Consider the following 26,016-nt stretch of genomic DNA (forward strand, 5'->3'; position numbering starts at 1 on the left):
TCACTGGTGGATTCAATTTGGAGTTTAATCGTAACTAATTACCCGGACATGATATAATTATAAGGTAAATGTGATTTAACTAAAATAATCACTGAACAAAACAAAAGAAAGCAAAAGAAAATGGTTTGAAGCCTCTAAATTTATTTATGGGGATTATCTTTTTACTTTTTAAAAAAGTTAGCTTCTTAAGTTTTGATTGAGCTGCGCTTTGTAGCCAGAAGTACTAATGTCTGCGCTCGCGGATTTCTTGGTTTATAAATGTTATACCAATCTCTAATAGCCTTCAGTAAGATTGACTATCAAAGGACTACAAACAAAATATTTTTACGTAAATTTATCAGCAAATAATGTGAAGAATCTGTAAAGATGCATCTTGAAGCAAAAATATCTAAGTAAATACAGTAGTATTATATAGTAAATCTGGGATTATTTAAATGTTCTCTATTCTCAAGGTAAACATATACGTAAAATTGCCCACAAGGAGAGTATAAAAGTTTTCCTGAGCGAAAATTAAATGTTTTCTCTTCTAGTAGGACTTAGCGCTGGCAAGAAACCAAATACCAAGTATAAATTTTAGGCATTCAATTGTGAGATTTTTTAATCATCCTTATTCACTGATTTTTACTTGAACAAAAATAATTAATTTAACCTGAAATGACTGATTATCCTAAATACACACGCTCATTAGTTTGTACAGCGCTTAAGGCTTAGATAGTTTTCAGATAAATTAGATAGTGTCACACTAAAGCCATTCTTTAGATGAATCTTTAAGAAACATTAGTGTTACTTAAGGGAAAGGTATAAGTATGGCAAAAACTTAAAATATTGGTTAATTTTTGTGCCCAAAAATAGCAATAAACTCTATGTTAAGAACTGAAGTTACTGAAAAGCTAGATTTAGGTAGATAAAAGTTATGGCAAATATCATTGGAACCAACGGTAATGATGCCCTAATGGGTAATTCTAGTTCTTACCCAGACACAATTAATGGTAAAGCAGGCAACGACACCCTAAATGGTGCCGGTGGCAACAGCACCCTAACTGGTGGCGGTGGCAATGATGAATTTGTTTATTACGATTATTTCGACCCCGCCAATGATATCATCACCGATTTTGGTGGTGTAGGTAAAGGAACAAACCCAACAGCAGCAGTCATTGCTGAAGTAGATACTCTAAATTTCCAGGGCGATGGCTTAACTGCCCAAAATATGCTGCTAACCCAGAATGGCAACAATCTGGAAATTACCTTTGCAAACTACTTTAACCACTTTGATGATGAGGTTAAGCCTAAAGTTATCCTGCAAAACTTTGCCTTGGAAAACCTGGATAACCTCAGTAAATCTACTGGAGCCACTGTAGACTTGCGTAATATCCTGTTTGATGGGCAAACTAGTGTCATTGACAGTTTTGATGTGTTTGATGCAAATTCCACTCAAGCTAACCTGTTCAATAAGAACACTGTTACTTTTTTGAATGACCTCAATAACAATATTACAGGTTTTGACAACTCTAATGATGTGATCAATGGTCAGGGGGGTAATGACAAAATTGACGGCTTAAGTGGCAATGACCTTTTGAGAGGTGGTGCCGGGAATGATACTCTCATTGGTGGTGTGGGCAATGACACTCTCATCGATGGTGAGGACAATAACCTGATCTCTGGTGGCGATGGAAATGATTATCTCTCCGTTTCTGGTGACTACCACGAGCAACGAGGAGGCTCAATTGCATTTGGCAATCCTACCTTTGGCAATAACACCTTCAACGGTGGTGTTAGTAACGATACCTTGGACGCTAGTTATTCAACAGGGAATAACACTCTTAACGGTGATATTGGTGACGATACCTTGAATGCTAATTATTCAACAGGTAATAATCTGCTTTCTGGTGGCGCTGGTAACGATTATCTCTCCGTTTCTGGCGTCCACTATGACCCATTTATTTTTAGTAGATTTTATGGCACAGGCAATAACACCCTCAATGGTGGTGCTGATGACGATATCTTGGATGCTAATTATACAACAGGTAATAACACTCTCAATGGTGATGCTGGTAACGATACCTTGGATATTAGTTATACAACAGGTAATAACATTCTCAACGGTGATAGCGGTAATGATTACTTGAATGTTAACAACTCAAAAGGCAATAATTTGCTCTTTGGGGGCGATGGCAACGATACCATCTTTGGGGGCGATACTGACCAAGACCCGAACAATCTGGGCGTTTCTGGCAAAGATACGATCGATGGGGGTAAAGATGATGATTTGTTGTCTTTCGATTACGCCTATTCCGATTCCACCTATGTTAGCGAAAGAATCACAACGAATTTCAATACTACTACTAACACTGGGTCAATTACAGCAGGCACGAATCTAGTTATCTACAAAAATATCGAACGATTAGATATTAGAGGTACAGCCTACGATGACAACATTGTTGGGAGCAATGGCAACGATACGCTCTCTGGGGGCTACTCTGGTGGCAATGACACCCTGACAGGTGGGAACGGTACTGATACCTTTACTATCTATAATTACACCAAAGGTGTTGATACTATTTATGACTTCAACGCTACTAATGAATTGATTCAGCTATCGGTTTATGAGTTTGGAAGTCGCTTATCAATAGGTTCACTTTCAGCAAGTCAGTTTACAATCGGAACATCTGCAACCACTAGTGAAGAGCAATTTATTTACAACAGCGCTACAGGTGCATTGTTCTTTGACCAAGATGGTAGTGCATCTGGGTTTACTCAGGTACAATTTGCACAACTATCTGCTGGATTGTCACTAACCAACAACAATTTTGTGGTTTTTGCTCCTGATTAGTGCTCTGCCATTACCAAGCGATACGGTTTGCGGAATGCTATTTTTAGCATCAGCAAGGACTCTAAAGCAGCATACACGAAGCCTTTGCTCAAATTCTTTGAGGGATGACAATGTAGCCAGTGGTGCGATCGCCTAATACCAAATTACGTTCTTGTCCCCAATACCACCAATAAGCAGCAACATAAGCGCAAATTAAGCTATCTAGTTTATCTTCAACTGCTTTGAGGGTTGCGCCTGTGGTGAGAATTTCGGAAGGAAACGAACCGCAGAGGCGCAGAGGACGCAGAGCAGGAGAAAGAGAAGGGAGGATATCAAGAAGATAATTTTGGAGTTTAATTAGTTCTAGGCGGCGCTCATTGAGGCGTCCTTTTTTGTATTTGAGGATGCGTTCTAAGTTGAATAGATTAACAATTGCTGGGTGGGGAAAGACTTCTATTTGATATCTGCTGAGTTTTTGCGGTTCAATGGTGGGGGCGTGTGCAAAACCGCGTGATTCTAATTCTAAACCGAAGTTGATGGTGCGCTCTGCGAAGGGTAGGTTTTGATTAGCTGGGTAGCATCCCGCATGATATTTACCAAAGTATTTGTGGCTGAGTTTATCAGGGAGCCGACTCCCGTTAGCGTTGGGTATGAGGGTAGGTGCATCTACGGCAATAATGGCTGGTTCGTCTGCTTGTACGCTTTGATCAATCCAAATGAGGATGTCTGCAATGGCATCTTTGCGGTCTAGAGCGAGCAATTGTAGTTGTCCATCTACCCATTCTAAGCAGCACAGTCCACTTGGTTGCGATCGCCACCCTAAATCAATGCCAATAAATTTCATGGTCATAACACGAATTTGCGATTATTTTCGCATTTTCGGGCAACCATTTACCTAAATTTACTTGCTAAAAATTCTGATAAATAATCTTATAATCTTAAGCAGCTTGTCTTAATTTAATTTATCTGGCAATAAGTCAATCAAGATTATTCCAATGAAAATTTTATTTTTACATCCCAATTTTCCTTCACAATTTCGCAATCTAGCGACAGTTTTAGGTAAAGATCCTAATTGCCAAGTCGTCTTTGGGACAAATCGTCAGGAAGGGGAAATACCTGGCGTTTTTAAAGCTATTTATACTCCTTCTCGTGAAGCGGCGCCTCAAACTCACCACTACGTTCGTAATTTGGAAAATGCTGTTCTCACTGCTCAGGCTGTCTATCGCGTGGCAGAAAAATTAAAAGCTGAGGGTTTCTTTCCAGATATAGTTTATGGTCATTCTGGTTGGGGGCCGACTTTATTTATGAAAGATGTTTTCCCAAAAGCAGAATTATTGTGTTATTTTGAGTGGTTTTATCATGCTCACGGTTCCGATGCAGATTTCGATCCCAACGATCCGCTGAATGTTGATGATGAATGCCGCATCAGGGTCAAAAATGCACCGATTTTAACTGATTTATATAGCTGCGATCGCGGTCTTTCTCCGACCAATTGGCAGCGTCAGCAGTTTCCCAAAGAATATCATAGCAAACTCACTGTAATTCATGATGGTGTTGATACCAATTATTTTGTTCCCAAACCAGGCGCAAAGTTAGTTTTACCAAGAATAAATCTGGATCTTTCCCATGTGGAAGAGTTGGTAACTTATGTAGGACGGGGAATGGAACCTTATAGAGGTTTTCCGCAGTTTATGGAAACGGTAGCGCTACTTCAGCAACGACGACCTAAGTGCCATGTAGTAGTCGTGGGAGAAGATCGGGTTGCTTATGGTAAAAATCTCCCCGATGGTCAGACTTATAAACAATTAATGCTAGAAAAATTACCTTTGGATTTATCGAGGCTGTACTTTACAGATAGGCTTCCTTACAATGAGTACCTTCAGGTTTTGCAAGCTTCTTCTGCCCATGTTTATTTAACCCGTCCTTTTGTATTATCCTGGTCAATGTTAGAAGTAATGGCAGCAGGATGTTTACTAATAGCTTCTAAGACTCCGCCAGTATTAGAAGTTGTACAGGATGGGGTGAATGGACTGCTGGTAGATTTCTTTTCTCCCCAGAATATTGCTAATCGGGTTGAAGAGGCGCTGAATTATCCTCAGGAGATGAAAACGATTCGTGCGAATGCGCGAGAGACAATTATCAAGCGTTATGATTTAGCGAAACTGTTACCACAGCATTTGCAATGGATGTTTGCTGGAAAAAGTTCTAATAGTTTGAAAAAGCGTCCAAGTTCTAAAGGATTTGGCAGAAATTAGATGACATTAATCATTAGTCATTGGTCATTAGTCATTAGTCATGAGTTACAACCAACAAAGCACAAAGAACAAAGGACAAATGACTAATGACAGAAAAATATAAAAGCGATATTTAAAATGCGAATTATTTTTACCATTGCCCATTTTTTCAAACCTAGCGGTGAGGGTCGTCATGCTTCCCAACGCAAAGACCCACAACCCCGCTTGCAGGCGTTAACTAAAAGCCTTACCGCCTTACACCAATTATTTGGCAAATCTCAACGGATCATCGATATTGCTCAACGACTAGCTTTCCCTGCTAACCAACCCCAGTCCCATGAACTAGATATTGTTATTTGTACAACCAAAGATAATCATCTTCTGAATCAGCTCTCCTTACCATCCCATTTATATAGGCATCATTCTAGCAATGCAGAACCTCTGCTTTTGGGGTTTGAGTGCCAAGCTGTTTTGCAAAGTTGTCTCGGTCAGTATGATTATTACTGCTTTCTGGAAGATGACCTAATTATTTATGACCCTTGGTTTTTTATAAAATTAAATTGGTTTACCCAACAAGCGGGTGATTTAAATTTGCTCCAGCCAAATCGTTATGAAGTTTCGCCCCACGGTTTGGTTCATAAAGCTTACATTGATGGGGATTTAGCTTTGCGAGTAACTACTCCCTTTCAAAATGTGCAGGATCAACAGGAACTCAAGGGTACAATTCTGAATACACCAATTACCTTTCGTCGTGCCTTTAACCCTCATGCAGGCTGCTACTTTTTAAATGCAAATCAGATGACTCATTGGGCTAATCAAACTTATTTTCTCGACCGGGATATTAGCTTTGTTGGGCCTCTAGAAAGTGCTGCAACCTTGGGAATTATGAAGACATTCCGAATTTACAAAACTTCACCCGATCAAGCAAGTTTTTTGGAGATTCAGCACTCTGGAACTGGATTTCTAGGGTTAATTGGAGGACAGGTGGGTTTAGCAGAAAGGTGAATACTACGAGGTAATCATACAATAAATACGGTTTTTGAAGGGCGATCGCAACCAACTGCCACTAGAAACGGAAACGAGTTGAGCGAACAACACCCTGACGCCAAACAATTATCGGAAATAAACGCAGTTCATGCCAAGTTATAGGACGTTTGCCCTTGGTATGCTTACCTTTTATCAAGTTCAAGTGGCGTCAGGTGCCTTGGAGATAAATATTCCTAAATGTATGTTACAAGTTCTTACATTTTGGTGTTAAAAAACTCAAAAAATCTAATTAATTATTATACTCATGTTGCATGATTTTAATGCTTGTTTAGGAGTATGACTATGACTGCTAGTACCCTGCTGCAAGAAATAGAAAAGTATATCCCTATTGTGGGAGATATAAATATTAAAAGTCCATTAGCATACCAAGCAACTCGTGGGGCGGTTGAGGTAGTTAACACAGTTCAGATGGCAGTGGCAGAGGCTTATATCAACGGATTAGAAGTTCCTGATTCCGTTCTAGAATCGCTTTTCGATACCTGTATGCCAATTTTCTTTCAGTATTTCCCATCCCTCCTGGCACCGTATGAATGGGTATTAAAAGAAACTGATCATCTCGCAGTAGGATCACGGGAACTAATGAAAATTCAGTACGACTTGCCTCAAGCCATGCTGAATACTATGTTAGGGGACGGGAAACTCATTTATCCTAAGTACAGCATGGGATTGTGGGAAAAAGGAGCATTAAACCTTGAGCAATCCCAGATGCACATGATTGATGGTGTGATTGAAAAGCTAGACATCAAGGACGGAGACAATATCTTAGACTTTGGGTGCGGGTGGGGATGTGTTCCTAATTACATTCTTTCTAAGTTCCCCAATGTCAAGTTTACGGGTCTTAATTTGAGCCACGAGCAATGTGAATATATCCGCCACAAAATGCAAGATCCTGAGAGTTATCTCAGTTCAGATCGGTTTACCCTATATGAAGGTGATTTGAATAATGCAAATTTCGAGACGAAGTTTGATAAAATCCTCTCGATTGGTGTTTTTTGTCATGTTGGTAACTTAACGGGAGCCTTTAAAAAATTAGCTTCGTTTCTGAAGGATGATGGCAAAGTTTTAATTCACATCATCACAGTCCGCATCCCTAACAATATGTCCAGCGTTTACACTCACAAATATATTTTTCCACACGGTCGGTACTGGAATTACGATGCAGTTCCAAGCCATAAACAAGACCTCAAAACAATTCAAAGATGGTATCTTAATGGCTCTAATTACTCTAAAACACTAAGTAACTGGTTACAAAATTTTGACGACAACCAGGCAACAATAAAAACATTAAACTATGGCATGGACTATGCCAAGTTTCGCCGGATATGGAGGTTTTATTTGATATGGTTTATTCGTAATTTTGCTAGTTGTGATGGAGAATATAATGGTAATGGTCAATTTTTAATGGTTCATGCTTAACCGGACAAAGCTAATGTTTCACCTGCTAGAGGATGGACATCCTGCCTGTCCTTATTTAACTGGCTGAAGATGCCTTCTTGACAAAAACATCTTCATTCTGTTAAATATTTGGATTCTTGACTGAGAAGGCAAGGAACAGACTTTTCTTCTGAGCAATCTGTCAACCAGAATATCAAATAGATGTCTCCGCTTCCGCCTTGAAAACTGAGTTCTGACAGTTGCGGTTTCTGGCGCGAGTGAGAAGTTCTGGTTCAGAAGGTACTCTAATCTTTGACGCTAGCTTCAAAAACTCAAGGATTTTGATGAACCAAAATGTTGGGTCTGGAAGATAGGCAACCTGACCCTCTCGCACGGTTATGCCATGCCGGGCTGACCACTGGAATGCATGATGAAGATTATGCCAGCCTTCACCCAAGGTCAGAAATGCTACGAGCCAATGGTTCCGACTGTAGTCGTTGGTTATGAACGGTTGTTCGCCCAGTATGTGGCTGAGTGAGTTGACGGTAGCGACACCGTGGAAGAGGACAGTCGTGCTGAGGAAAAAAGCGCCGAGATATTCAACTCCACCAATGTAGTACGAGAGCGCACCAAGAGCAACGGTGGGAATGAAGTGCAAACGGTCAACAATCTTCAAAACCACATTACTCTCAACATCGGTGGGAAGCTTCGAGGGAAAAAACTGTGGGGAGAATAGCCATCCAGCTTGAGACCACCAGAATCCTTTGATTCCCTTGAAAGGCATATAGGGAGAATGAGGATCTTTTTCCTGGTCTGAGCATTGATGATGATCCATGTGGTGAGCTTTCCACCAACTTGGCCCCATCTGTCCGGCTGAAGCAGCCACGATGCTTCCAACGCATAGAACTGAGGTTGGAGCCTGGTAGCTCTTGTGGGTAAGTAGCCTATGATAGATGCCAGTAGTTGCAAGCATTCGTATTATATATAACAACACGGCCCACAAGACAGCACCCGACGATAAGCCAGTAACAATAATGAGTAGTGATCCTAAATGACTCACCACGATCAAAGTAGGGCCTACTATGTAAGAAATAATCGTGAGCTGAGAGTACTGCTTCATTAGTCTTCTAACGTCCTTAAGCTTCAAAATAAAAATGCACCACATCTTCGCCGCAGTGAAGCTTGCGGACAGGAAAACGCCCACCGTTGTCAGCGTTAACACCACAGGGACATCTTGGCACAATTCGCTATGCGATTGTATCGACCTAGAATACCAATGCCTCGACTTTTTATTTACAGCTTTTTCTTTTGCGATCGCACTTAACATTCAAGACAGTCGCTACAAGCTGTTGTTAACACACTAAGTTGTCGTTTTCCTTCGTGAAGAGTTTCTATAGCAATCCGAGTTGAGTTAAAATCTCTCATCCCACAACGGCCAGTTGACCTGGAAAATGTCAAAATTAAATGAGTTTTGCATAGGCGCAAGCGACTTGTCGCCAGACATCGCTACTTTACATAGCGCAGATTTGAGATAACTAAGTTGAAATTTATGGGCAAGCAACGTGTTCTTTCTGGAATTCAACCAACCGGCAATTACCATCTAGGTAACTACTTGGGAGCCATTCGCAACTGGGTAGAAGGTCAGAGCGAATACGAAAATTACCTTTTTGTAGCTGATTTGCACGCGATTACAGTGCCACACGACCCAAAAAAGTTGGCAGCTGATACCTACACCCTTGTTGCTCTCTATCTAGCTTGTGGTCTTGATTTAAATCACTCCACTATCTTTGTACAATCCCACGTTTCGGCCCACAGTGAACTCACCTGGTTGCTCAACTGCATTACACCTCTAAACTGGCTGCAAGATATGATCCAGTTCAAGGAAAAAGCTGTCAAGCAGGGAGAAAATGTCAGTGCAGGCTTGTTGGATTACCCTGTGCTAATGGCAGCTGATATTTTGCTTTACCAAGCGGATAAAGTGCCAGTGGGTGAAGACCAAAAGCAACACTTGGAATTGACACGGGATATTGCAGCTCGGTTAAATCACCAATTTGGTAAACCAGATCAGCCAGTTCTGAAGTTACCAGACCCTTTGATTCGCAAGGAAGGGGCAAGGGTGATGAGTTTGGCAGACGGTACACGCAAAATGTCCAAGTCTGATCCCTCAGAGTTAAGCTGGATCAGTTTGCTAGATTCACCAGAACAGATTCAATACAAGATTAAGCGTTGTAAAACCGATCCCATTCGTGGGCTGACTTTTGACGATCCAGCGCGTCCAGAGTGTAATAATTTGTTAACGCTCTATACATTGCTTTCTGGAAAGAAAAAGGAAGATGTTGCAGTTGAGTGTCAAGATATGGGTTGGGGACAATTTAAGCCATTATTGACAGACACAATTATTGACTCCCTGAAACCAATTCAAGAAAAATATCAGGCGATAACGGGTGATAAAGGCTATTTGGAGTCTGTGTTACGGGATGGAGGGGAAAAAGCTAGGGCGATCGCAAATCAAACTTTATCACAAGTCAAAACGGCTTTAGGCTACTCTCTTCCTCTATAAGTTTTCACCTTTAGGTGTGATTTGTTATACCATTTAAGAAATTGAAACCTTAATGTTATGTATCACACCCACAGCCCCACAGCCTTTAATGACTTTCGTAGAGCTGTACAAGCAGGAGAATTTCTAGTTACCGCCGAAGTAGCACCGCCGAAAGGGGGAGATCCAGCGCACATGATTCAAATGGCGGCGACTCTTAAGGGGAGAGTTCATGCCGTCAATGTTACTGATGGTAGCCGCGCCGTGTTACGGATGTCTTCGTTAATCGCATCGGTGATTTTGTCACAGAACGGCATAGAGCCGATTTGTCAAATTGCTTGCCGTGATCGCAACCGCATTAGTTTACAAGCTGACTTGATGGGCGCTCATGCTTTAGGCATAAATAACATTTTAGCTTTGACTGGCGACGCAGTAAAAGCAGGCGATCATCCAGATGCCAAAGCAGTGTTTGATTTGGAAGCTGTGCGACTGCTGCAACTGATTCGGAAGATGAATCAAGGCGTTGATTGCAATGAAAAACCCTTGACTGATGGAGCGTTAGATTTATTTGTTGGTGCAGCAGTAGATCCGCAATGTAAAAGTTGGTCGGGTTTGCAAAGTCGATTTGAACGCAAAATCGAAGCTGGAGCGCAGTTTTTTCAAAGTCAGTTGATTACCGATTTTGAGCGGCTAGAAAAGTTTATGGATACCATTGCTGCTGGTTATAAAAAACCAATTTTGGCAGGAATATTTCTGTTGAAATCAGCAAAAAATGCCCAGTTTATTAATAGATGTGTTCCGGGTGTAGATATTCCCCAACATATTATTGATAGATTGGCAAAAGCCAAAGACCCTTTTGAGGAAGGGATAAAAATTGCTGCCGAGCAAGTGCAGATAGCGCGGCAATTATGTCAAGGTGTCCACATGATGGCAGTGAAGCGTGAAGATGCGATCGCGCCAATTTTAGATTTGGCTGGGATTGCTCCAGTTAATCAGTTGGTATCTATGTAAAGGAGATAACAAATTTTTTATTAAAGCAGATGGGAACAAACATCTGCTTTTTTATGCTGAAATAGACGCATTTACACTATTTTTGATAAATTTTGAATATCCAATTTTAGCTTTACTAAATCCAGGTGCAAACTGATAAAATATTTTATAGCTTATTTCAAACTTTCCCTAGCATCTTTTTTGCAATAATTGGCGAGACGACTGTCAATGTCAATGCATATCAATTTGTTTCAATCGAACTAAAAGAAACTGCTTTTAGGATTGATGGAGTATTTATCCCCACAAGTGAAACCACAAACCAACCCCTCTACTTTGTTGAAATCCAGTTTCAATTAGACCCGACTTTCTATAGACGCTTCTTTGCCGAAATCTTCCTTTACTTACGTCAAAACGAATCAGTCAATTTTTGGCGTGCTGTTGTCATCTATCCGCAACGAAGTTTAGATCCAAACGATCGACTACCATATCAATTGCTGCTAGACAGTTCACAAGTGCAACGCATTTATCTAGATGAATTAGATTCGACAGAGAACTCACTTCAAGTTGCGATCGTTAAATTAATTATCGAAAGAGAAGAGACAGCCGTTGACAAAGGTAGAGAATTGATTTTACAAGCAAGGCAACAACTGGCAGATGAATCTACCACCAAGCAAATTGTAGAATTGATAGAGACTATTCTGTTGTACAAATTTACCCAGTTAAGCCGAGAGGAGTTAGCAGAAATGTTGGGTATAGACGACGAATTTAAAAAAACACGGATGTATCAATCAATCAAGGAAGACGGCTTAGAAGAAGGTCGCCAGCAAGGTCGCCAGGAAGGTCGCCAGCAAGGTCGCCAGGAAGGTCGCCAGCAAGGTCGCCAGGAAGCTAAGTTAGAAGCTATTCCCCGATTGTTGGCATTGGGATTGAGTGTAGAGCAAGTGGCGGTGGCTCTCGATTTAACGGTGGCGCAAGTAGAACAAGCAGCCCAGAATCAGTCTATCGAATAGTGGGCGGTGCTTGCGTCTAAGTTTAATCAGCAAGTGCGACGCAAAATAGTCTGTCATAGACATCGCCTCTTTTTGTTTTAGCTAAACCAGAAGCGATGTCTACGACAAGCTTACGCCTACGAACTTAAAACCTAGGTTACATTTTACCGTGTTGCAGCACTTGTTGTAAATGTTGGCGAATTTCTTGTGCGTGTTCAATATCAGATTGTCGCAATTTTTGGAACAACTCTACACAAGGTTGAGAACCTACTTTTTCTGCATCTTTGATGTAGGTATCGTAAGCTTTAACGGCTTCAGCCTTGTTCTGCAAAACGGTGACAAAATCATACTCCAAGTCGCTAATCGCTGTTTGAGATTGTCCGTTACCTGTATTTGTAGCCATTGCTTGAACCTCTTTTAGGATTTCTAATTAACGTTATACTCACCCTTAAAGAGCGATTCATCTTCCAAAAAGAGTATATTTCAATACGTCGTAAGTACCTTGCAAAAGTAGGTTATACCCTTTTAGATTTTAGAGCCATTCAAGTTCCTGATCCAGTCTCAAACAAAAGAGTGGAGAGTAGCAAAATACTTTTTCACCACTCTCCACTCCCCACTCCCCATTTTCATAACAATTTATCCAAGCGGTTGATTCTCATCAGATTGACGTGAATACTGTAATTCCAACTCGTTTTGCCGTTCTCTACCTCCTCTATAGACAATCGGACAAAACTTAGTGTTAGCGCTCATACAATCCATGTGTGGCGTTTTAGCACATACCACCAGTAGTCCACCCAGAACAAACAACAAACCACAAATTGCAAGCGTATTAACCCAAGAAATTTCCAGCGCTCCGTGAACTACTACCTCTCGCAGTAGAGATACAATTGTTACTTCAACTGCCACTCCTACAGAGATACTATGTTCTTGCAAATAGACCATTAATAGTCGAAATAACTCGACTAAAATCAACACAAATAGTATTTTTGCAGTCACATGTTTATAGTCTAGTGGCTGCATGAGGGCGATAGCTATCCCCCACAATTGGATTAGCATGACGGCGAACAAACCCAAACACAAAACAATCACAATTAAGTCTTGAAAGGCTTCCATATTGCGAACAATTGAGTGCCGATCAAGCCAGCGATCGCTAAATAAAAATCGACTTTTCTGGCGCTTTTGCATGTACATTTTTCCAATCGGGACAAGTTCAGACAACACCAGCGAGTCAACCCAATAGTTTTATGTTATGCAATATTAAGTTTTTCCGCCTCAGCGAGGTTGGTAATTTAAATTTTGTGCTTGTTGCAACAATTGCTCGGCGTTTTTCGCCCACTGAGGATTTTTTTGAGCATTGTATAAATCTCTAGCAAATTGCAATACTTGTACTGCATCGCCATATTGCTGTAACTGGATAAAAACTAACCCAGCACCATAATAAGCGTTGGGATAGTTAGAGTTAGCTTCGGCTGATTTTCTAAAAGCCTCTAATGCCTCTTGTAATTTACTTTGTTGAAAAAAAATCGAGCCGATATTGTAGTAAGCTTCTGGATACTTGGGATTAATTTTTAATGCCTGATAAAATGCACTTCTAGCTCGATCGAGTTTACCTTGCTGGAGATAACACATCCCTATATGGTAAGGAGGTTCTGGTGCATTTTTGCTATATTCTACGGCTTTTTTAAAAGATGCGATCGCTTGTTCGCAATTTCGTTGCTGTTCTCGCACTAATCCCAAGTTATAGTGGGCAAATCCGAGTTTGGGATCGAGTTCTAAAGCGCGTTGTAAATAATCGTTAGCTAACTTTAAATTATTCCCTTCTAATAACGCTCCGCCTAAATTAGCAAAAGCTGGAGCAAATTTCGGATCGGCTTGCGTCGCTCCATAAAATGCATCCGCAGAGGGTTGTAATTGTCCGGTTTGTCGGAGTGCTAGCCCTAGATTATAGTGTGCTGGTGCTAATGTCGGATCTAATTTAGCTGCTTGTTTAAAAGCGGCGATCGCATTTTGTACCTTTCCCGCCTGAATTGCTTGTAAGCCTTGATTTAACCAGTCTACAGCAGTTTTAGCATTAGATTGTGACAGTTTTGAGGTCACAGGAGGAGATAGAGCAAGAGAGGGGAAGGAAATGCTAACAACTAGCATCAAACTTAGCAACCCTGCTATGTGATATTTAAAGAATGATAATCTCATTGATTTTCTGACTCGCAACACTTTCAGTTAAATTTACTTGATCAAAAGCTTTTTACAAAAGTTTTTGATTTGGGATAAAAATTTGTGATACTTAATTTTTCTTAAGCTAAATCTTACGACAGGCTACAATTTTTATAACTTTCGATTAAAGGGAGGATAATAACGAATTAAAGAAGGGGTAATTTTGACTCCAGAGAACCATCTTTTATCAAATAGAATTTAGGAGTCAGAAGTCAGAATTTAGAATGAATTCTGTACGACTGGTGAATGAATAAATCAGTTTAAGACGCTTGCAGACTTGCTACTGTCTTGATTCTGAATCCTGAATTCTGACTTCTGGATTCTTCTTTAACCCTTGATATATACAGAATCATGCGGTTATAAAAGACTTACCGCAAGGGGGGTTTTATGAACGAAAAAGTAAAATCGGGTTCGCGGAATGTTGCAATTGTTGGGCCTTATTTAAGTGGAAAAACCACTTTACTAGAAAGCTTGTTATTTGTCACAGGGGCAATTTCCCGCAAAGGGAGTGTTAAGGACAGCAATACAGTGGGAGATAGTGCTGCCGAGTCGCGCGATCGCCAGATGAGTGTAGAAGTCAGCGCCGCTAGCACTGAGTATAATGGCATTCGCTTCACTTTTATTGACTGTCCGGGAAGTATAGAATTTGCCCAAGAAACGTACAATGCTTTAATCGGAGTGGATGCAGCAATTGTAGTTTGCGAACCCATCCGCGATCGCGTTCTTACCCTAGCCCCTCTATTTAAATTCCTGGACGATTGGGAAATTCCCCACCTCGTCTTCGTCAACAAAATGGATCGGGCAAATATTCACGTCCTAGAAACGTTACACGCCCTGAAAGCAGTATCTAGCCGTCCCCTGGTAGCGCATCAATATCCCATCATGAACGGGGAACAACTTACCGGCTTTATTGATATGGTGAGCGAACAGGCATATCAATATCATCCAGGCGCACCTGCCGATCCCATTCCCTTCCCCGAAAGTTTAAAAGAAGAAGAACATACAGCACGGGCTGAAATGCTCGAAGCCCTAGCAAATTTTGACGACCATTTACTCGAAGAACTTTTAGAAGACATCGAACCATCCCAAGAAGAAATCCTTAAAGATTTAAAAATGGAATTAGGGGCAGATTTGGTAGTGCCCGTTTTCTTTGGTGTGGCAGAACAAGATTATGGTGTTAGACCTCTATTAGAAGCCTTGTTACGAGAAGCGCCCGAACCAGAAACCACAGCAGAACGTCGTTTAAAAAACATCAAAGGTGATAAACCTCTAGCGCAGGTATTAAAAACTTACTACACTCCCCAAGGTGGTAAACTTTCTCTGGTGCGTGTTTGGCGGGGCAAATTAACTGATGGCATTGTCCTCAATGGCATTCGCACTGGTGGAATTTACCGCCTCATGGGACAACAACAGCAGTCAGTTAACCAAGTTAGTGCCGGTGAAATTGTCGCATTGAGCCGTTTAGAAGGAATCAAGACAGGCGATACAATCTCTATAGAACAGCAGTCGGCAATCAAATTACCCAAAGCTGTACAGTTGGAACCAGTGTATGCCCTCGCCATTACACCAGAAAAGCGCAACGATGAAGTGAAACTCAGCAGTGCTATTACCAAGTTGTTAGAAGAAGACTGCTCACTTGCTTGGGAACAACACGGCGACACCCACGAAGTAATTCTTTGGGGTCAAGGCGAGATTCATTTGCAAGTTACCCTAGACAGACTGCGCCGCAAATATAACTTGCCGATGACAACCCACTTACCGCAAGTACCTTACAAAGAAACCATCCGCAAAACAGTAGCTTCAGTTCATGGACGCTACAAACATCAAAGCGGTGGTCACGGACAGTTTGGTGATGTTTTTCTCGAAATCAAGCCCCTACCACGCGGTACAGGTTTTAACTTTAATGAAACTATTGTCGGTGGCGTGGTTCCTAAACAGTACATTCCCGGCGTAGAAATGGGCGTACGGGAATTTTTGACACACGGGCCTTTGGGCTTCCCAATAGTGGATGTGGCGGTAACTCTGACTAATGGTTCGTATCACAACGTTGACAGTTCAGAACAAGCATTTAAGCAAGCTGCTCGATTGGCAATGCAAACAGGGATACCCCAAGCAGAACCTACCCTGTTAGAACCAATTTTGCGGGTGGAAGTGACAACACCGAGCGAATTTACCTCCAAAGTGTTGCAACTATTGAGTGGTAGACGGGGGCAAATTTTAGGCTATGAGGGGAGAAACGATTGGCAAGGCTGGGATAATGTCTCTGCATACTTGCCACAAGCAGAGATGCAAAACTTTATTGTAGAGCTGCGATCGCTCACTCTTGGCGTTGGTTCCTTCCACTGGGAATATGACCATCTCCAGGAAGTCCCAGAAAAGCTTGCCGAACGTGTCATTCACAGCAATGGCAATAGTGGTAACGGCAACGGCAAGTAATTTTAGATTTTGAATTAATTGTAGAGTAGCGTAGGCAATGCCTGTCGTAGGCATCGCTCCAAGGCTGAAATTCCTGACTTCTGAGAAAAGTCGGGAATCTTTTTTAATCTGTAAAAGGATTTGTAAATCTCTAACTTGTGTGAAATGGTATTAGTTTTATAAAAGCGTTTGGGAATTATGTGATTAAGCATATTCGTCTTAACTACACACAAAAAACTCATGGGCTTTATAGTCTCTCTTGTAACTAGCCTAATTGCAATTCTCGTCTATCTCAATACAGATAAGATATCTGATGAAAAGGCACGTTTAGCAATACGTGGAATTATGATATTGATTGGCAGCATTGCAGTACTAAATTCTTTTTCTAGGCTTTTGGTGATTGTCCCACCTGGTAACGTCGGTGTCGTCAATTTCTTTGGTGAGGTTTCTGAAACTACTCTTAATCCTGGTGTCCACTTGCTTAACCCCTTTAGCAAGGTGCTGAATTTTTCTACTCGCCTTAAGGATGTAAAGGAAAATGTAGATGTGACATCCCAAGAAGGTTTGAGCTTAAATCTTGATGTCAGTCTTCAGTACAAGCTCGATCCGCAAAAGGCAGCTACAGTATATAAAACAATTGGAACTGATGAAACACAACTGGTAATTTCCAGATTCCGCTCTACTGTCCGCGCCATCACGGCAAACTACCCAGCCAGCGCTATTTACTCTACCAAACGCCAAGAAATCGCCCAAAAAATTGACCAACAACTCACCCAGGAGATACCCACTTTGGGTTTCATCGTTGAGGAAGCTCTTTTACGAAACGTCAAAATGCCTGATACTCTACAAGCTGCAATTCAAAACAGACTCAAGACAGAGCAAGAAAATCAGCAGATGAAATTTGTTTTAGAGAAAGAGCGTCAAGAGGCAGAACGAAAGCGTATTGAAGCGCGAGGTATAGCTGATTCTCAAAAAATTATCTCTGGTGGACTTAGTAACCAGGTGCTACAATTACGAGCGATTGAAGCCACAGAAAAGCTAGCTCAATCTAATAATTCTAAGCTGGTAATTATTGGTTCTGAAAAAGGCGCAGTGCCTATTATGATCCAGCCATAAACAGGAACCTCAAAGCCTTAAAATTTTTTCATCGGGTCAATGGCTTTTCAAATCATCTCTGCTTCACTTACACCCGTTGGTTTGGCGATCGTCTTTAGCAGATGCTCTTGATCTGGTTTAATATAAATTTGCTCATTATCGATTGTCTATTTCCTCCCATGACCATCTAGGGTTGCCATATTTGCGGTAGAACAAAAGTTCGCGATCTACCAGCTGTACTTTTCGAGAATCAGGGTTAAATGAGAGAATTAGCGGTGAGATACTACGGTCTGCTTGCAGTTTGTCGAGCCTATTTAAAGCAGCAGACAAATCTGATAATCTAACCTGTGGCTCTGATTTATTAATGCGAGTCATTATTTCGTCACGGTGTAAACCATTGCAAAGCTCAGAATCAGATGCTTCGATACAAACACGAACAATACGTTGATATACTTTTAGTTCACTTGCATCTGAACCCCTAAAACCACGACTAACTGACTCGTTAAACTGACGGTAACGAACCGATTCTTCATTACAAATAACTTTTCGACATCTATGGAGTGCTTGCAAGTCTTTTATAACGTCTTTTACAGCATGTGTTTGTTTCAAGTTTTCTAGTATATCGGCTTCAAAGCAATATTTTTCAGCTATTCTTTGTAGTAAACCAACATTTTGATTAGCATCATTTAAAATTCCCTGTCTAATACTATCTACAAAGGAAAAATTTAAAACTTCTTCACCTTTTCTGAGTACTTCTTCTAATTCGGCGTTATTCCATTGAACATCTATTTCACTAACTCTTCCACTTAAATCACCATTATAGTAAGTAAGTAGGTTTTGATCTGCCCAAATTCCAATAACTATAAAGAATACAGAATTATCCCATAAAGCTTTTAAATCAAAAGCCAATCGTCTTTTCTCTACATCAGGTAAATAATGAAAGTCTTCAATGACCACCTTTTTATTAGACTTTTTAATTTCCTCGGCAATATATCCAAGGCTATCTGAATTCACACCTACTAATTCATATACATTCTCTGAGCTTTTTTCGAGATTACTAGCTCCTTCAAGCTCACCTGTCCCAGACCCCATAAATGGTACTTTAAATCCTACGGAAGCCTTTGCTTTTCCTTCAGCCCCAAGAGTAAAACTCTTTGTAATTTCTGTAGGAATATGAGTACCCAACAGCCTTAATATTTCAAGATAGATTTTCTCAAGAGTCGGATTAGAACCACATCGAACAGGCAGACACTGGTATTCTAGTAAATTCTTCTTACAAAGAATTGTTTTTCCTTGCTTCGATGCACCGTGAATAACTATATGTTGGTCACGACTGAGCAAGTATTTAAATGTTTTATCTAAACTAGCTCGATCTACATAGGTATATTTGGGTATAGATGTTGCTATGCCAAAAACTTCACCAAGTTGAACCATGTTTTATTACTCTAAAATAGTCTTTATACCACCTGTTAAACTACCTTGAGTATAACTTCGACCTTACATTAAATTAGCAAAAACCAGAAAAATAATATGAACTTTTGAAACAAAGGCAACTAACTTTATATGAAAAAAAAGGAGCCTAACTTAGGCTCCTTAATAAAAAACTGGTAATAGAATTGTGATTACTTAACAGTCACCTTACCGCCAGCTTCTTCGATGCGCTTCTTAGCATCTTCAGCGGCATCCTTAGCAACACCTTCTTTAACTGCCTTGGGCGCAGCTTCCACCAAGTCTTTAGCTTCTTTCAGACCCAAACCAGTCAATTCCCGGACAATCTTCAGCACAGCAATCTTCTTATCAGCTGGGACTGATTCGAGAATGACTTCAAACTCAGTTTGCTCAACAGCTTCTTCAGCAGGAGCAGCAGCAGCACCAGGACCTGCAAAGGCTACGCCAACAGGTGCAGCAGCACTAACGCCAAAAGCTTCTTCAATTTGCTTGACTAATTCAGAAGCTTCCAGCAAAGAAAGAGTTTTTAGTTGTTCTAAAATGTTATCGGTTGCAGCAGACATTGATATAACTCCTGTAATTTTGATTATTTATTTGTCATGGGTCATTGGTCTTTAACTATAGACTTTTGACTTTTGACTGATGAACCACGAAGTCTATTCAGCAGCAGTTTCAGTGCTACTATCAGCTTCAGCAGCGGTTTCGGCAGTACTATCTTGGACAGCAGCAGTTTCGGTGCTACCACCACTTTGCTCTTGGTCGGCTACAGCCTGCAAAGCACGAGCCAGTGAACCAGGAACTTCGTTAATACCCACAGCAATCTTGGTAGCCAAGGAATTGATAGCCCCAGCAATTTGTGCGATGAGTTGTTCCTTAGATGGCAAGTCTCCTAGTACCTTGACATCAGGTTCTTTGAGTAGGCGACCTTCCAGTACACCACCACGAAGTTCTGTCTTTTTGGTGACTTTCTGGAATTCTTGGTATGCCTTAATTGCCGATGAAAAATCTTCTTTTACCAGCAAAAAGGCGGAAGCACCGTTGAGTAATTCCGACAGAGGTTGCCATTTTTCATCGTCTTTAATGGCAATGCCCATTAAAGTGTTCTTCGTCACTTTACAAACAGTGCCACTGGGACGCAGCCGCCGCCGTAAGTCTGTGATTTCCGAAACTGTTAGCCCTTGATAATCAATTACCAGTGCCAGAGTTGACTCACTCAAAGTTTCTTTGAGGTCAGCTACTATTTCTTTTTTATTTTCTAGTGTTCTACCCATTCCAATCTCACCTCCTTAAAACAATCGGGGAAGTGCCCTTTTTGTACTTTTTTTCTCAACCTGAACCCAAACAACAAACCCCAGCTAATATAGCCGGGGTTGAGTAGTAAGACTCTTAACGCCATAGTTATCACACATTTTTGGTGGTAATTCTGACAATTAGAGTTTTAACCTCGGCAGGATATTAAGTTATTAGCACCTGCTGTCTCCGGCTTTGCCTATTTAATTTTGTCATTTGTCTCTTGTCATTTGTCCTTTGCCTTTACAAATGACTAATGACTAATGACTAACAATTAACCTGCTTGGCTCAGTTTCAAATCTCGTAGAGCACTGATATCAACTTTTATTGATGGCCCCATTGTGGCTGACACATAAAATGTGCGCCAATAACGACCTTTAGCTCCTGAAGGACGGTTACGGTCAATCGTCTCCTGCAATGCCTTCAGGTTGACTAACAAATCTTCAGGCGAGAAGGTTGTCTTACCAAACATAACATGGACAATACCAGTTCGATCGGCCCGGAATTCTAATTTACCTGCTTTGAATTCTGCGATCGCACCTGCTAAGTCAAATGTTACAGTTCCACCCTTGGGCGATGGCATCAAACCACGCGGTCCAAGCAACTTACCCAGCTTTGCCACCTGTGGCATCACATCGGGTGTGGCAATCAGCTTGTCAAAATCCAGTCTACCTTTCTGGATTTCGTCAATCAGTTCTTCTGACCCAACTAAATCAGCACCAGCGTTGCTCGCTTCATTTACCTTTTCGCCTCTGGCTATCACCGCCACCCGGACGATTTGTCCTGTACCTTTGGGCAGTGCTACCGTTGTCCGCAACTGTTGGTCTGTATACTTGGGGTCAATTCCCAACCGGATATGCGCTTCAGCAGCTTCAGTAAATTTAGCTGTTGCTGTGTCTTTAAGAAGGGCTAAAGCCTCTAGGGGATTATAGTCCTTGTCTTCTACTTTTGCTTGCAGACCCTGCAAACGACGCGATATTTTTGGCATTTTATTCTCCTGGGGTAATTCCGAAGCCTCGCCTCTCCCCCGATAATTTTTAGTTATTTGTCCTTTGTCCTTTGTCTTTCGTCAGTTACCAATGACTAATGACTAATGACTGTCATTTATCCTTCGTCAGTTACCAATGACTAATGACCGATAATCAATGACTAATCCGTAACTGTTACACCCATATTTTTAGCCGTTCCTGCCACAATCTTCATTGCTGCGTCGATATCGTTGGCGTTGAGGTCGGGGAGTTTGGTTTGGGCTATTTCTTGCAATTGTGCTTTGGTAATTGACCCAACTTTCTTTTTGTTGGGTTCATTTGAGCCTTTTTCAACTTTCGCCGCCTTCCGAATCAGCACTGATGCGGGTGGCGTTTTGAGTACAAATGTAAAACTCCGGTCTTCAAAAACCGAAATTTCTACAGGTATTACCATTCCAGCTTGATCTGCTGTTTTGGCGTTGTACTCTTTACAAAACATCATGATGTTGACACCATGTTGACCCAAGGCGGGCCCAACTGGCGGTGCTGGGTTGGCTTTTCCAGCATTCAGGGCCAGTTTAATGACCGCCACTACTTTCTTCGCCATTTGTATTTAACTCTGTTTCTCTACCTGATTAAATTCCAATTCTACTGGTGTATCCCTGCCGAAAATTGAGAGCAAGGCTTTAAGTTTACTCCGCTCTGGAGAGACTTCAATTACCTCGCCTTCAAAGTCTTTAAATGGACCAGAAAGCACCATTATCTTATCACCAGTAGCCATGTCAATTTTGACAACAGCTTCTTGTTCGTTGGTTTGTTTGAATATGCGTTCAACTTCTGAAGAACTCAGTGGTATGGGGTTGACATGACCGCGACCCTTGCTGCTACCACGTTTTTGTTCGGAACCGACAAAGTTAATTACATGAGAGGTGTTGCGTACCACCTGCCAAGTATCATCATCCATCATCATTCGCACCAGCACATAACCAGGGAAAACTTTTTCTTCTGTATGCTGGCGACTGCCATCTTTACGGATTTTCACCGCTGGCGTCTGCGGAATTTCTACCTGGATAATTTTGTCAGCGACATCAAAAGTTTGAATGCGTTGCTCTAAGTTCGTCTTTACACGCTTTTCACAACCTGAAGCTACTTGTACTGCATACCAGCGTGCTTCTTTTGATGCTGCTTCTGCTGCTTCTGTTGCTTCTGCTGTTTCTTCTGACTGCAACATTGAGTTGCGTGGTTCATCTGTTGCAAAACTCATTAGAACACCTGTTTTGCTGCCCAATGAAACAATCCATCGACCAAGTATATCAAAGATGCGGACAGTGCCACCATTAACAACACAGCGGCGGATTCGCTCACTATCTGTTTCCGACTGGGCCAAACTACTTTTTCAAGTTCTTCTTTGGTTCCCTGGATGAAGTTGCCAAAGCTAAACCCATTTGCGGTTTCTGGCAATTCTGCTTCACTTTTTTTGGCCACGACCGTTTATCTCCCGTTTCTTATACTAGATCCTGTTTAATTGTCATCTAGGTTTGCAGTTTCGACTCTATTTTACTTACTGGAAGCAAAACAACTACAAATACAATAAGTTTACCCGAAATTATTAGCGCTAACTGCTATATTAGCAGCTGCGTAATTATTTCGGGCTTTGTTTTTTTTGCTTTTGAGCGCGCCCTGGAGGACTTGAACCCCCGACATCAGGTTTTGGAGACCTGCGTTCTACCAACTGAACTAAGAGCGCACAAGCTGTTTTTGATTCAGTGATTGCGCTGAACTAAATTTCAGTTTAACGCAATATGCGATTTACATCATACCTTAGTTTTGCCCTTGAAGACAAGTTAGCGGCAGATGCCGCTTGCAGAAAAGAGATTTCTCCCATATTTTTGCGGGACTAATCACAAAGGGCGGTCAAACCGTTGTTTGATCCGGGTTGCCTTACCTACGCGATCGCGGAGATAATATAGTTTAGCACGGCGCACTTTACCGCGACGTAACACTTTAATGCTGTCAATCCGGGGAGAATGCAACAGAAATACCCGCTCAACGCCAACGCCTTGAAAAACCTTACGAACTGTAATAGTTTCGTTGATGCCGCCATTGCGCTTGGCAATTACTACTCCCTCGTAGGGTTGTACGCGGTATTTTTCGCCTTCCTTGATTTTCACTCCCACTTTTACAGTGTCGCCCACATAAATGTCGGGCAGATTCGGTTTTATCTGTTCCGCTTCAATGGAGCGGATAATCTCTTGAGCGTTCATAGTCTTTGGTGTCTGCTTAAAAAAAACTCACGATCATCAATGATAAATCGATAATCCTATTTCAGTCTACTTGTTAGGATTGATAATTGTACTGATACAACAGCCTGCATATCGAAGCTATATTGCAAAATACCGTACTACAAAGGAAAAATTTATGAAATTTAGCATCGTCATCAGTACCTATAATCGCTTGAATTTGCTGCAAAGAGCAATTGATTCGGCTCGTAACCAAACAATCGAGTGCGAGGTGGTTGTAGCTGACGATTGTTCTTCTGATGACACCCAAACCTATGTTAAAAGCTTAGGGGACAAGATTGTTTACCATCGTAACGAAGTGAACCTTGGTCATGCAGCAACGGTAAATGCTGGAGTTGCCAAAGCTAGCGGCGACTGGATTAAGTTCTTAGATGATGATGACTATTTAGCGCCTAACTGCATAGAAGAGATGGCAAAAGCGATCGCACTTCGTCTTGATGCTGTAATCTGCTCTTGTGTGGCGGCTCAGGTGGATGGCAATGAAGTTGAACTATCTCGCACCCCCCAAGTTGGCCCCGGTTTAGCTTTTTATATCCCACAAGCCGATATTCACTACGGGATGCTTTTAGAGCTTGTACCCTTTGGCACACCTGTACAAGTAGCTTGTCGACGTGATGCTTTCCTGCAAAGTGGTGGTTGGGACTCTACACTTGATGCTAACTGTGATGACATAGATTCCTGGATTCGGATTGCTCAGTTTGGCGATGCTATTTTCTTCAACCAGTGTCTTGCTTACCGTACTATCTGGCCGGGTGCATATAATCAAAAGTTTTCTTTGTCTCGGCGGTTGGCGACAAATATTTTGATGAAGGAGAAAATTTACGCCTTGGTAAATGAGCAACATCGCTCAAAGATTCCTGTCTTTCAGGATATAAAAAATTACCTAAGACTCCATTGGATTTTAGTCGCACTGAAGCAAAAAAATCTCAAGAGTTTTCTTTCAATGATAGATCCATCTATACTTTCTCCTCGGTCTTGGAAGTTTTTGCTAACTGCTGTTTCATCACGCCGCTCTCAGGGAAACAATTCTCAGATTCGTAAACTTGTATTGATTGAGTTGTATTATGATGTCTGGCAAAATGCCCAGAATAAAAGCGCCAGTCTTCATAACTTAGAATTAAATTCTGAGCGAGTGGTGGACTTGCCCGTGAACGCCCAGTCGAACTCTCAGTGCTAGACGAGGACGTTACTACCAACTACTAGATTTGTCGCAGCGAAATTATTCAAAGTTGCCACGGTTCCATCATGATAATAACCCCCAGTGTAATTGACTTTTGACTTTTGACTTTTGACTTTTGACTTCCCCGTTCGCGTAGCGGACGCACCAGAAGGGGCTGACTTGTGTCGAAGTACCCGATTGCACAAACTTTAGGTGGCCATCTAAGATGGTGATTGCTGCAAGTCAAGATAACCCTGAGCACTTAGTTGAAACCGATAAGACAGGAAAACAAGTTGCTTATAAACCTGATGCTCTTAAGAAAGTAGAGGAGTAATGCTTAGTCATGAGTAAAGATGTTAAAGGGGTGATTGACGAGTTTCATCAAGTTGTCAATATGACACCTAAAGAACTAGAGTCTTGGTTAGATACGGATGAGTCACAAACTGTTGGGCAAAAGGATGGCGACGATGAGTCAATCGGTCATAAATCTGGACGGCGTATCATCCAGCTATTGCAGAGAAAGGATGATTACACCAACGACGATCTTTCGCACATGAAGAAAGTTATTAGTTACGTCCACCGTCATCTTGCACAGCAGCCATCGGGTGATTTGGAACACACACGCTGGTGTTATTCTTTGAAGAATTGGGGACACGACCCGCTGAAGTAAAGTACCTTATAGTCCGCCATTTAGGTTGGTAAATTCCCGCGATCGCCCTAAGTACAGTTTTGCGTAAAAGCATAGCATTTTTAATGTAGAGGGATGCATTGGCATTGCAAGGGGATGCATTGGCATTGTATCGGAATACATTGTCATTGCAGAGGGACGCATTGGCATTGTATTGGGATGCATTGGCATTGCAGAGGGACGCATTAACATTGTATTGGGATGCATTGGCATTGCAACGTATTGCCTTTCTTTAATTTGCTACGAATTAAAGAAATGCTGTACTAAGTGTTTACGCCGCAGAAACCACACAAAAACAGGTTTTTACAGCCGGATTTTAACTCCATATTGCAAAACCAGCCGATCCTGCCAAACTGGTAGCTGCGATCGTAGACTCACAAAAAATCAAGAGGTTAACACCCGCGTGATATCATGTCCGGATAATCGCTTACGATAAAAGTAGTGAGTGCAAAGATGAGT

General features: G+C 41.5%; 28 protein-coding genes, 1 tRNA gene and 1 other annotated feature. Of the genes, 13 read left to right on the forward strand and 16 right to left on the reverse strand.

Annotated features, from left to right (window positions below):
- The first annotated feature begins 913 nt into the window (after positions 1–913).
- Complete coding sequence (locus HWQ58_RS09145) at positions 914–2,830, forward strand: calcium-binding protein (protein WP_292860660.1); 1,917 nt, start codon at positions 914–916, stop codon at positions 2,828–2,830.
- 88 nt (positions 2,831–2,918) lie between these two features.
- On the opposite strand, the gene HWQ58_RS09150 is transcribed toward HWQ58_RS09145, so the two are convergent.
- On the reverse strand, positions 2,919–3,653 hold the full coding sequence (locus HWQ58_RS09150; protein WP_292860727.1) for a DUF429 domain-containing protein: 735 nt from the start codon (positions 3,651–3,653) through the stop codon (positions 2,919–2,921).
- A 151-nt stretch (positions 3,654–3,804) separates the two neighbouring features.
- Here HWQ58_RS09150 and HWQ58_RS09155 point away from each other — a divergent pair, with 151 nt between their 5' ends.
- Together HWQ58_RS09155 and HWQ58_RS09160 are read left to right on the forward strand one after the other, a co-directional pair.
- A complete protein-coding gene (locus tag HWQ58_RS09155) occupies positions 3,805–5,064 on the forward strand; it encodes a glycosyltransferase family 4 protein (RefSeq protein ID WP_292860663.1) in 1,260 nt (419 codons plus the stop codon).
- A 117-nt stretch (positions 5,065–5,181) separates the two neighbouring features.
- On the forward strand, positions 5,182–6,048 hold the full coding sequence (locus HWQ58_RS09160) for a calcium-binding protein (protein ID WP_292860666.1): 867 nt from the start codon (positions 5,182–5,184) through the stop codon (positions 6,046–6,048).
- Positions 6,049–6,109: 61 nt separating this feature from the next.
- On the opposite strand, the gene HWQ58_RS09165 is transcribed toward HWQ58_RS09160, so the two are convergent.
- Positions 6,110–6,232 (reverse strand): DUF4070 domain-containing protein, encoded by a 123-nt coding sequence (locus HWQ58_RS09165; RefSeq protein ID WP_366837631.1) that lies wholly within the window; start codon positions 6,230–6,232, stop codon positions 6,110–6,112.
- A gap of 140 nt (positions 6,233–6,372) precedes the next feature.
- On the opposite strand from HWQ58_RS09165, the gene HWQ58_RS09170 reads away from it, so the two are divergent.
- On the forward strand, positions 6,373–7,506 hold the full coding sequence (locus HWQ58_RS09170) for a class I SAM-dependent methyltransferase (RefSeq protein ID WP_292860668.1): 1,134 nt from the start codon (positions 6,373–6,375) through the stop codon (positions 7,504–7,506).
- Between the two features lie 172 nt (positions 7,507–7,678).
- Here HWQ58_RS09170 and HWQ58_RS09175 read toward each other — a convergent pair whose 3' ends face one another.
- Positions 7,679–8,629, reverse strand: a complete 951-nt coding sequence (locus tag HWQ58_RS09175) for an acyl-CoA desaturase (RefSeq protein WP_366837640.1) — start codon at positions 8,627–8,629, stop codon at positions 7,679–7,681.
- Between HWQ58_RS09175 and HWQ58_RS09180 the strand changes: the two genes are divergently transcribed.
- The 4 genes from HWQ58_RS09180 to HWQ58_RS09195 all read left to right on the forward strand — a co-directional run bounded on the left by HWQ58_RS09180 (position 8,619) and on the right by HWQ58_RS09195 (position 12,000).
- A complete protein-coding gene (locus HWQ58_RS09180; protein WP_292860674.1) occupies positions 8,619–8,828 on the forward strand; it encodes a hypothetical protein in 210 nt (69 codons plus the stop codon). The two genes, HWQ58_RS09175 and HWQ58_RS09180, sit on opposite strands and share 11 nt — an antisense overlap.
- Before the next feature lie 185 nt (positions 8,829–9,013).
- Positions 9,014–10,024, forward strand: a complete 1,011-nt coding sequence (gene trpS, locus HWQ58_RS09185) for a tryptophan--tRNA ligase (protein WP_292860677.1) — start codon at positions 9,014–9,016, stop codon at positions 10,022–10,024.
- A 57-nt stretch (positions 10,025–10,081) separates the two neighbouring features.
- A complete protein-coding gene (locus HWQ58_RS09190) occupies positions 10,082–11,011 on the forward strand; it encodes a methylenetetrahydrofolate reductase (RefSeq protein WP_292860680.1) in 930 nt (309 codons plus the stop codon).
- Positions 11,012–11,136: 125 nt separating this feature from the next.
- On the forward strand, positions 11,137–12,000 hold the full coding sequence (locus tag HWQ58_RS09195) for an Rpn family recombination-promoting nuclease/putative transposase (RefSeq protein ID WP_292860683.1): 864 nt from the start codon (positions 11,137–11,139) through the stop codon (positions 11,998–12,000).
- 136 nt (positions 12,001–12,136) lie between these two features.
- On the opposite strand, the gene HWQ58_RS09200 is transcribed toward HWQ58_RS09195, so the two are convergent.
- The 3 genes from HWQ58_RS09200 to HWQ58_RS09210 form a co-directional block, all read right to left on the reverse strand.
- A complete protein-coding gene (locus HWQ58_RS09200) occupies positions 12,137–12,382 on the reverse strand; it encodes a hypothetical protein (RefSeq protein ID WP_229500796.1) in 246 nt (81 codons plus the stop codon).
- A 233-nt stretch (positions 12,383–12,615) separates the two neighbouring features.
- Positions 12,616–13,170, reverse strand: coding sequence for a phosphate-starvation-inducible PsiE family protein (locus HWQ58_RS09205; protein ID WP_292860686.1), 555 nt, complete (start codon positions 13,168–13,170; stop codon positions 12,616–12,618).
- A gap of 81 nt (positions 13,171–13,251) precedes the next feature.
- Entirely contained in the window at positions 13,252–14,172 is a 921-nt protein-coding gene (locus HWQ58_RS09210) for a tetratricopeptide repeat protein (RefSeq protein ID WP_292860689.1), read from the reverse strand.
- A 408-nt stretch (positions 14,173–14,580) separates the two neighbouring features.
- On the opposite strand from HWQ58_RS09210, the gene HWQ58_RS09215 reads away from it, so the two are divergent.
- On the forward strand, positions 14,581–16,629 hold the full coding sequence (locus tag HWQ58_RS09215; protein ID WP_292860691.1) for an elongation factor G: 2,049 nt from the start codon (positions 14,581–14,583) through the stop codon (positions 16,627–16,629).
- 219 nt (positions 16,630–16,848) lie between these two features.
- On the forward strand, positions 16,849–17,724 hold the full coding sequence (locus HWQ58_RS09220) for a prohibitin family protein (protein ID WP_292860694.1): 876 nt from the start codon (positions 16,849–16,851) through the stop codon (positions 17,722–17,724).
- Positions 17,725–17,859: 135 nt separating this feature from the next.
- On the opposite strand, the gene HWQ58_RS09225 is transcribed toward HWQ58_RS09220, so the two are convergent.
- The 9 genes from HWQ58_RS09225 to rplS all read right to left on the reverse strand — a co-directional run bounded on the left by HWQ58_RS09225 (position 17,860) and on the right by rplS (position 23,674).
- Positions 17,860–19,137 (reverse strand): hypothetical protein, encoded by a 1,278-nt coding sequence (locus tag HWQ58_RS09225; RefSeq protein ID WP_292860697.1) that lies wholly within the window; start codon positions 19,135–19,137, stop codon positions 17,860–17,862.
- Between the two features lie 188 nt (positions 19,138–19,325).
- Positions 19,326–19,715: a 50S ribosomal protein L7/L12 gene (gene rplL, locus HWQ58_RS09230; RefSeq protein WP_292860700.1), complete on the reverse strand. Its 390-nt coding sequence runs from the start codon at positions 19,713–19,715 to the stop codon at positions 19,326–19,328.
- 93 nt (positions 19,716–19,808) lie between these two features.
- Positions 19,809–20,423, reverse strand: coding sequence for a 50S ribosomal protein L10 (gene rplJ, locus HWQ58_RS09235; RefSeq protein WP_292860703.1), 615 nt, complete (start codon positions 20,421–20,423; stop codon positions 19,809–19,811).
- 63 nt (positions 20,424–20,486) lie between these two features.
- Positions 20,487–20,653: a sequence feature (ribosomal protein L10 leader region), on the reverse strand.
- 63 nt (positions 20,654–20,716) lie between these two features.
- The gene (gene rplA / locus HWQ58_RS09240) at positions 20,717–21,430 is read right to left on the reverse strand and encodes a 50S ribosomal protein L1 (protein ID WP_292860706.1); all 714 of its coding nucleotides are present in this window, start codon (positions 21,428–21,430) and stop codon (positions 20,717–20,719) included.
- Between the two features lie 161 nt (positions 21,431–21,591).
- A complete protein-coding gene (gene rplK, locus HWQ58_RS09245; protein ID WP_094348918.1) occupies positions 21,592–22,017 on the reverse strand; it encodes a 50S ribosomal protein L11 in 426 nt (141 codons plus the stop codon).
- A gap of 6 nt (positions 22,018–22,023) precedes the next feature.
- Positions 22,024–22,674, reverse strand: a complete 651-nt coding sequence (gene nusG, locus HWQ58_RS09250; protein ID WP_292860709.1) for a transcription termination/antitermination protein NusG — start codon at positions 22,672–22,674, stop codon at positions 22,024–22,026.
- Positions 22,674–22,895: a preprotein translocase subunit SecE gene (secE, locus tag HWQ58_RS09255; RefSeq protein ID WP_292780076.1), complete on the reverse strand. Its 222-nt coding sequence runs from the start codon at positions 22,893–22,895 to the stop codon at positions 22,674–22,676. The genes nusG and secE overlap by 1 nt, the downstream gene beginning before the upstream one ends.
- Positions 22,896–23,084: 189 nt before the next feature.
- Positions 23,085–23,157 (reverse strand) — tRNA-Trp (locus HWQ58_RS09260).
- A gap of 154 nt (positions 23,158–23,311) precedes the next feature.
- Positions 23,312–23,674 (reverse strand): 50S ribosomal protein L19, encoded by a 363-nt coding sequence (gene rplS, locus HWQ58_RS09265; protein ID WP_292860712.1) that lies wholly within the window; start codon positions 23,672–23,674, stop codon positions 23,312–23,314.
- A 154-nt stretch (positions 23,675–23,828) separates the two neighbouring features.
- Here rplS and HWQ58_RS09270 point away from each other — a divergent pair, with 154 nt between their 5' ends.
- The 3 genes from HWQ58_RS09270 (at position 23,829) to HWQ58_RS09280 (ending at position 25,539) form a co-directional block, all read left to right on the forward strand.
- Positions 23,829–24,887, forward strand: a complete 1,059-nt coding sequence (locus HWQ58_RS09270; RefSeq protein WP_292860715.1) for a glycosyltransferase family 2 protein — start codon at positions 23,829–23,831, stop codon at positions 24,885–24,887.
- 208 nt (positions 24,888–25,095) lie between these two features.
- Complete coding sequence (locus tag HWQ58_RS09275) at positions 25,096–25,203, forward strand: HVA1 family protein (RefSeq protein ID WP_292860718.1); 108 nt, start codon at positions 25,096–25,098, stop codon at positions 25,201–25,203.
- A 9-nt stretch (positions 25,204–25,212) separates the two neighbouring features.
- Positions 25,213–25,539 carry a DUF3140 domain-containing protein gene (locus tag HWQ58_RS09280; RefSeq protein WP_292860721.1) on the forward strand — a complete coding sequence of 109 codons (327 nt, stop codon included), beginning with the start codon at positions 25,213–25,215 and terminating at the stop codon, positions 25,537–25,539.
- A gap of 6 nt (positions 25,540–25,545) precedes the next feature.
- On the opposite strand, the gene HWQ58_RS09285 is transcribed toward HWQ58_RS09280, so the two are convergent.
- Positions 25,546–25,764: a hypothetical protein gene (locus HWQ58_RS09285; RefSeq protein WP_292860724.1), complete on the reverse strand. Its 219-nt coding sequence runs from the start codon at positions 25,762–25,764 to the stop codon at positions 25,546–25,548.
- Positions 25,765–26,016 lie beyond the last annotated feature (252 nt).

The sequence above is a fragment of the Nostoc sp. LPT genome, from assembly GCF_017115165.1.
GTDB lineage: Bacteria > Cyanobacteriota > Cyanobacteriia > Cyanobacteriales > Nostocaceae > Nostoc.

Excerpts from the sequence above, each read along its gene's own strand:
- HWQ58_RS09180 (WP_292860674.1), top strand. The coding sequence starts at position 8,619 with ATGCACCACATCTTCGCCGCAGTGAAGCTTGCGGACAGGAAAACGCCC.
- HWQ58_RS09155 (WP_292860663.1), top strand. The coding sequence starts at position 3,805 with ATGAAAATTTTATTTTTACATCCCAATTTTCCTTCACAATTTCGCAAT.
- HWQ58_RS09145 (WP_292860660.1), top strand. The coding sequence starts at position 914 with ATGGCAAATATCATTGGAACCAACGGTAATGATGCCCTAATGGGTAAT.
- HWQ58_RS09160 (WP_292860666.1), top strand. The coding sequence starts at position 5,182 with ATGCGAATTATTTTTACCATTGCCCATTTTTTCAAACCTAGCGGTGAG.
- HWQ58_RS09170 (WP_292860668.1), top strand. The coding sequence starts at position 6,373 with ATGACTGCTAGTACCCTGCTGCAAGAAATAGAAAAGTATATCCCTATT.
- rplA (WP_292860706.1), bottom strand. The coding sequence starts at position 21,430 with ATGCCAAAAATATCGCGTCGTTTGCAGGGTCTGCAAGCAAAAGTAGAA.
- nusG (WP_292860709.1), bottom strand. The coding sequence starts at position 22,674 with ATGAGTTTTGCAACAGATGAACCACGCAACTCAATGTTGCAGTCAGAA.
- rplK (WP_094348918.1), bottom strand. The coding sequence starts at position 22,017 with ATGGCGAAGAAAGTAGTGGCGGTCATTAAACTGGCCCTGAATGCTGGA.
- HWQ58_RS09205 (WP_292860686.1), bottom strand. The coding sequence starts at position 13,170 with ATGTACATGCAAAAGCGCCAGAAAAGTCGATTTTTATTTAGCGATCGC.
- HWQ58_RS09150 (WP_292860727.1), bottom strand. The coding sequence starts at position 3,653 with ATGAAATTTATTGGCATTGATTTAGGGTGGCGATCGCAACCAAGTGGA.
- HWQ58_RS09175 (WP_366837640.1), bottom strand. The coding sequence starts at position 8,629 with ATGTGGTGCATTTTTATTTTGAAGCTTAAGGACGTTAGAAGACTAATG.
- HWQ58_RS09190 (WP_292860680.1), top strand. The coding sequence starts at position 10,082 with ATGTATCACACCCACAGCCCCACAGCCTTTAATGACTTTCGTAGAGCT.
- HWQ58_RS09215 (WP_292860691.1), top strand. The coding sequence starts at position 14,581 with ATGAACGAAAAAGTAAAATCGGGTTCGCGGAATGTTGCAATTGTTGGG.
- HWQ58_RS09270 (WP_292860715.1), top strand. The coding sequence starts at position 23,829 with ATGAAATTTAGCATCGTCATCAGTACCTATAATCGCTTGAATTTGCTG.
- HWQ58_RS09225 (WP_292860697.1), bottom strand. The coding sequence starts at position 19,137 with ATGGTTCAACTTGGTGAAGTTTTTGGCATAGCAACATCTATACCCAAA.
- rplS (WP_292860712.1), bottom strand. The coding sequence starts at position 23,674 with ATGAACGCTCAAGAGATTATCCGCTCCATTGAAGCGGAACAGATAAAA.
- rplJ (WP_292860703.1), bottom strand. The coding sequence starts at position 20,423 with ATGGGTAGAACACTAGAAAATAAAAAAGAAATAGTAGCTGACCTCAAA.
- HWQ58_RS09280 (WP_292860721.1), top strand. The coding sequence starts at position 25,213 with ATGAGTAAAGATGTTAAAGGGGTGATTGACGAGTTTCATCAAGTTGTC.
- HWQ58_RS09200 (WP_229500796.1), bottom strand. The coding sequence starts at position 12,382 with ATGGCTACAAATACAGGTAACGGACAATCTCAAACAGCGATTAGCGAC.
- trpS (WP_292860677.1), top strand. The coding sequence starts at position 9,014 with ATGGGCAAGCAACGTGTTCTTTCTGGAATTCAACCAACCGGCAATTAC.
- HWQ58_RS09285 (WP_292860724.1), bottom strand. The coding sequence starts at position 25,764 with ATGCATCCCAATACAATGTTAATGCGTCCCTCTGCAATGCCAATGCAT.
- HWQ58_RS09275 (WP_292860718.1), top strand. The coding sequence starts at position 25,096 with ATGGTGATTGCTGCAAGTCAAGATAACCCTGAGCACTTAGTTGAAACC.
- HWQ58_RS09220 (WP_292860694.1), top strand. The coding sequence starts at position 16,849 with ATGGGCTTTATAGTCTCTCTTGTAACTAGCCTAATTGCAATTCTCGTC.
- rplL (WP_292860700.1), bottom strand. The coding sequence starts at position 19,715 with ATGTCTGCTGCAACCGATAACATTTTAGAACAACTAAAAACTCTTTCT.
- HWQ58_RS09210 (WP_292860689.1), bottom strand. The coding sequence starts at position 14,172 with ATGAGATTATCATTCTTTAAATATCACATAGCAGGGTTGCTAAGTTTG.